General features: G+C 61.1%; 5 protein-coding genes and 1 pseudogene. All 6 read right to left on the reverse strand.

All coding sequences use genetic code 11. The features are described 5' to 3' along the window. Positions 1-133 (reverse strand): annotated as a pseudogene (gene eno / locus ACRXB1_RS30350) (phosphopyruvate hydratase); the annotation flags it as partial. Positions 134-213: 80 nt separating this feature from the next. Next, entirely contained in the window at positions 214-501 is a 288-nt protein-coding gene (locus ACRXB1_RS30355; protein WP_449494147.1) for a DUF1330 domain-containing protein, read from the reverse strand. Between the two features lie 78 nt (positions 502-579). Beyond that, the gene (kdsA, locus tag ACRXB1_RS30360) at positions 580-1,434 is read right to left on the reverse strand and encodes a 3-deoxy-8-phosphooctulonate synthase (RefSeq protein WP_061999070.1); all 855 of its coding nucleotides are present in this window, start codon (positions 1,432-1,434) and stop codon (positions 580-582) included. Continuing rightward, positions 1,431-3,146: a CTP synthase gene (locus ACRXB1_RS30365; RefSeq protein WP_075360456.1), complete on the reverse strand. Its 1,716-nt coding sequence runs from the start codon at positions 3,144-3,146 to the stop codon at positions 1,431-1,433. Before ACRXB1_RS30365 ends, kdsA begins: the two co-directional genes overlap by 4 nt. A gap of 102 nt (positions 3,147-3,248) precedes the next feature. Next, a complete protein-coding gene (locus tag ACRXB1_RS30370; protein WP_449494148.1) occupies positions 3,249-4,076 on the reverse strand; it encodes an alpha/beta fold hydrolase in 828 nt (275 codons plus the stop codon). Positions 4,077-4,109: 33 nt separating this feature from the next. Next, the coding region (locus ACRXB1_RS30375; RefSeq protein WP_449494149.1) for a ComEC/Rec2 family competence protein at positions 4,110-4,973 on the reverse strand (864 nt) is incomplete at its 5' end.

The raw sequence follows: 4,973 nt of genomic DNA on the forward strand, positions 1-4,973 counted from the left end.
TTCCGGTCGATGCGCCGGACGGCACCGCGGCGCGGCCCATCGTGCCCGATTCCAGCAGGACGTCGCATTCGACGGTGGGATTGCCGCGCGAGTCGAGAATCTCGCGACCGATGATATCTACGATGGCACTCATGGTTTCCTCAAGAAATGACGATAAATCAGGTCTGACAGCAAGCCGGGGTTGAAGATCTTGCGCGGGCTCGAACGGGAGGCTTACACGCCTTCGACGACCATCATGTGCATCTCGGCTGCGCCGCTTCGCACACTTCGCGCCGCTTCATACCCGGCTGAGTGGTACCACTTGACCGCGGTCTCGTAATCGTCGAATTCGATCACGACACCGCGCGGGGGCAACGAGCCTTCGAGGGTTTCGCTTTTACCGCCGCGAGCGAGGTAGCGGCCACCATGCGCTTCGATTGCCGCAGCCGCCAGCGGCCGGTACGCCGCGTACTTCTCCGGGTCCGTCACATTGGCATTCACGATGACATAACCTTTTGCCATTGCCCTCTCCTCCTGATGCGATTCGGGCGCCGTGTCCGTAAAATTGCGTACACGAAACGCGGTGCCCTTGATTTGTTTTTAGCTGAAATCGTTCTCGAGGAACGGTCCGCTTTTCACAGCCCGGTCGAGCGCAACGAGCGTTTCCAGCAGGGCTTCCATTCTGTGCAGCGGCACGGCGTTCGGACCGTCGGACTTTGCGTTCGCCGGGTCCGGATGGGTTTCCATGAAAAGGCCGGAAACGCCCGTGGCGACCGCGGCTCGCGCCAGCACCGGAACGAATTCGCGTTGACCGCCGGAACTCGTGCCTTGGCCGCCCGGCAACTGGACCGAGTGCGTGGCGTCGAAAACGATGGGCGCATTGGTTTCCCGCATGATCGCGAGCGACCGCATATCGGAAACCAGGTTGTTATAACCGAACGACACACCCCGTTCGCAGGCCATGAAACGGTCATCGGACAGGCCTGCTTCGCGTGCGGCGTCGCGGGCTTTGTCGATGACGTTCTTCATGTCGTGCGGCGCGAGAAACTGGCCCTTCTTGATGTTGACCGGCTTGCCCGAACGCGCGCATGCGTGAATGAAGTCAGTCTGGCGGCACAGAAACGCGGGCGTTTGCAACACGTCGACCACCGATGCCACCGCTTCGATCTCGTGTTCCGAGTGAACGTCGGTGAGAATGGGCAGCCCGAGTTGCTTCTTCACTTCGCCGAGGATCCGCAGGCCTTCGTCCATGCCCAAACCGCGAAACGACTTGCCTGAGCTGCGGTTGGCTTTGTCATACGACGACTTGTAGATGAACGGCACGCCGACCTTGGCGCAGATTTCCTTCAAGCGGCCGGCGACGTCGATCGTCATCTGCTCCGATTCGACCACGCAGGTGCCCGCAATCAGGAAGAACGGCTGGTCGAGACCGACCTCGAAATCACACAGCTTCATGCTTGCGCTCCGACAGAAACCGCAACGGCCGGCGCCGGGTCAGAAGCCCCAGCGTGACCCGCAGCGTCAAGCGCCTGATGATGCGCGCGCGCCGCTTCGACGAACTCCTTGAAAAGCGGATGACCATCGCGTGGCGACGACGTGAACTCCGGGTGGAACTGCACGCCGACAAACCACGGGTGCATCGATTCCGGCAGTTCCATCATTTCCGGCAGGTCTTCGCTCGGCGTGCGCGCGCTGATCACGAGGCCACCTGCCTCGAGTTGCGGCACGAACCGGTTGTTCACTTCGTAGCGGTGACGATGACGCTCGTTCACATCCGTTCCGTAAATACGAGCCGCCATGGTGCCCGGCTTGATCGGACATTTTTGTGAACCCAGGCGCATGGTGCCGCCAAGATCCGACTCTTCCGTACGCTTTTCAACACGACCGGCGCGGTCATACCATTCGGTGATGAGCGCCACGACCGGGTTTGTAGTCGATGTATCGAATTCCGTGCTGTTTGCGTCCGTGAGACCGGCCACGTCGCGTGCAAATTCGATTACAGCCAGTTGCATGCCGAGGCAGATGCCGAGATACGGCGTCTTCGATTCGCGTGCATAACGTATTGCCTTGATCTTGCCTTCGGTGCCACGCGCGCCAAAACCGCCCGGCACGAGCACTGCGTCGAGATGCTTCAATGCATCGACGCCGTCAGTGTCGATCTGCTCGGAATCGATGTACTCGATGTTCACCTTCGTCGACGTATGAATGGACGCGTGCTTCAACGCCTCGATCAACGATTTGTACGACTCGGTCAACTCCACATATTTGCCGACCATGCCGATGGTGACTTCGCTCTGCGGGTTCTCGAGCTTTTGCACGAGGCCGGCCCACATGCTGAGGTCAGCGGGTTTCGCTTCGAGCTTGAGTTCTTCGCAGATGATGTTGTCGAGACCCTGGTCGTGCAGCATCTGCGGAATCTTGTAGATGCTGTCCACGTCCCACACCGAAATGACCGCGTCTTCCGGCACATTGGAAAAGAGCGAAATCTTCTGACATTCGTCGAGGGGGATCGGACGGTCCGCGCGACACAGCAGCACGTGCGGCGAGATACCGATCTCGCGCAGCTTCTGCACGCTGTGTTGCGTGGGTTTGGTCTTGAGCTCACCCGCCGTGGCGATGTACGGCACAAGCGTCAGGTGCACGAAACACGCGCTGTTGCGCCCGAGGCGCAGGCTCATCTGGCGCGCGGCTTCGAGAAACGGCAGCGATTCGATATCACCCACCGTCCCGCCGATTTCCACGATAGCCACATCCGGCTCGCCGCACGTGGCCGCAGCCGCGCCGCGTTGCAGGAACGCCTGGATTTCGTTGGTGATATGCGGAATGACCTGGACGGTCTTGCCGAGATACTCGCCACGGCGTTCCTTGCGGATCACCGATTCGTAGATCTGGCCCGTCGTGAAGTTATTGGCCTTGCGCATCTTCGTGCTGATGAAGCGCTCGTAATGGCCGAGGTCGAGGTCCGTTTCCGCTCCGTCTTCCGTCACGAACACTTCCCCATGCTGGAACGGGCTCATCGTGCCGGGGTCGACATTGATGTAGGGATCGAGCTTGAGGAGGGTGACTTTCAGACCGCGCGATTCGAGGATCGCGGCGAGGGAAGCGGCGGCAATACCCTTGCCGAGGGAAGACACTACGCCGCCGGTGACGAATACATATTTGGTCATCGCTAGGTGCTCGCGGGAAAAACGGATTATACCCGAAAGGCGCCCCGGAACCCAGCGCCGCGGGGGCGGATTTGCATTGCGCGGCGCATATTCATGGATGAATCAGATGCCGGCGCGGCGCAGCCCGTCAAGCGTGCGTTGTAACGCGCGGGCGGTTTCGATGGGACGCTCCATGGGGAACAAATGACTGCCTTCGATCCACTCCAGATGCTCGCCCACAATGCGCCGCGTCATATCCAGCCCGACTTGCCGCACTTCGCGCGAATGCGTCCCCGCGATAAAGCCGACCGGTACCGGCACGCCGTGCGTGACCCGCGCACCCAACGTGCGCGGCAAGGTCTTGTAGATGCGAAATTCCACCTCGCGATCAAAAGCGAGCTTGCGCAGACTGCGGGACGCCGCGGGGGCATCCGTGTCCGGCGGAATCCCGAAGTCGATGTAATCCGACAACATCCGCTCGTCCCAGCGCGCGAACGCGCTTTTTGCATGAAAGTGGCGCCATGCTTCTTCACGGCTCGGCCAGTTCGTCCGCCGGTTTTTTGTCGCGGCGGCAGGCGACAAACGCGTATCGAGACCGGTCCACTGGGATATCCGCAGCAAATGGCTGCGCCAGCCTGCAATGACGGGCGAATCCAGCATGACGACGCCCTTCACCCAATGCGGACGCTTGAGCGCCGCCATCAACGACAGATAACCGCCCAGTGAATGCCCGACGAGCCAGACTTTCGTATCGGGGGGACGGGTGGAATCGATGTCTTCGAGCAGTTCGTCCACGAGATGAGGCCAGTCGCGCGTGACCGGCAGGCGCGGATTGTGGCCGAAGCGCTCGACCGCGCGGATCTCGTAATCGTCGGCGAGCTCGGCGAAGATCGTCCGGTACGTCGACGCGGGAAACCCGTTCGCGTGTGAAAAATGCAGGATGTCTTTCAAGCTTCGTGTCCTCTTCTCGTGCCCTCTTCTTTCTTACCGGCCCATCCAGTAGCGTGCGTGCGTTTGCCTGAACCGTTCGATGGAAACATCCGCCGACATCTCCATGCGTGCAGCGCCATCTTCGTCACTGCGAGACAGCTCGATACGACGCAGCCGATACCGCTCGAAAACAGTTGGATTCGGGTGGTTGAATCGGTTGCGGTAGCCTACCTGAAATACAGCCACGCGCGGCTCGACGGCGTCGAGGAAAGGCTCGGTAGACGATGTCTTGCTGCCGTGGTGCGGCACGACCAGAACATCCGCCTGAAGCAATGCGCGATCTTGTGTCAGTAACTGGCGCTCGACGTCCGCTTCGATATCCGCCGCGAGGAGCGCCGAGCGCCCGGCCGCGCTCGTTATTTTCAGCACGCACGAGGTCGCATTCGGCTTCGCCGCAAGCGGACCGGCCATTGGCCACAACACGTCGAACTTCACGCCGTCCCACTGCCATTGCTGACCTGCGATGCATCGCAGGGAGTCGCTGCCCTCTTCCCGGGCGATCCGCCACAAAGCTTCATGCGGCCGCATCGACGCCACGAACTGGCGCACCCGGATGCTTTCGAACACGGCGGGCGCACCGCCGGAATGATCGGAATCCGAGTGGCTGATCATGAGGGTATCGAGTGTGGAAAGGCCGTGCGCAAAGAGATATGGCACGACGAGCCGCTCGCCGGCGCGCGTGGATTCCGGGCCCGGGCCGGCATCGAAGAGCAAGGAATGACGCGCGGTTTCTATGACAATCGACGAACCCTGTCCGATATCCAGCGCCGTCACGCGGAACGTGCCGGTCGCAGGCGCATGCGATGGAGGAAAAACCAGCGGCAGCCACGTGAGCGGCGCGGCGAAGCGCAATGGCCA

This window comes from Caballeronia sp. M23-90 (assembly GCF_053574605.1).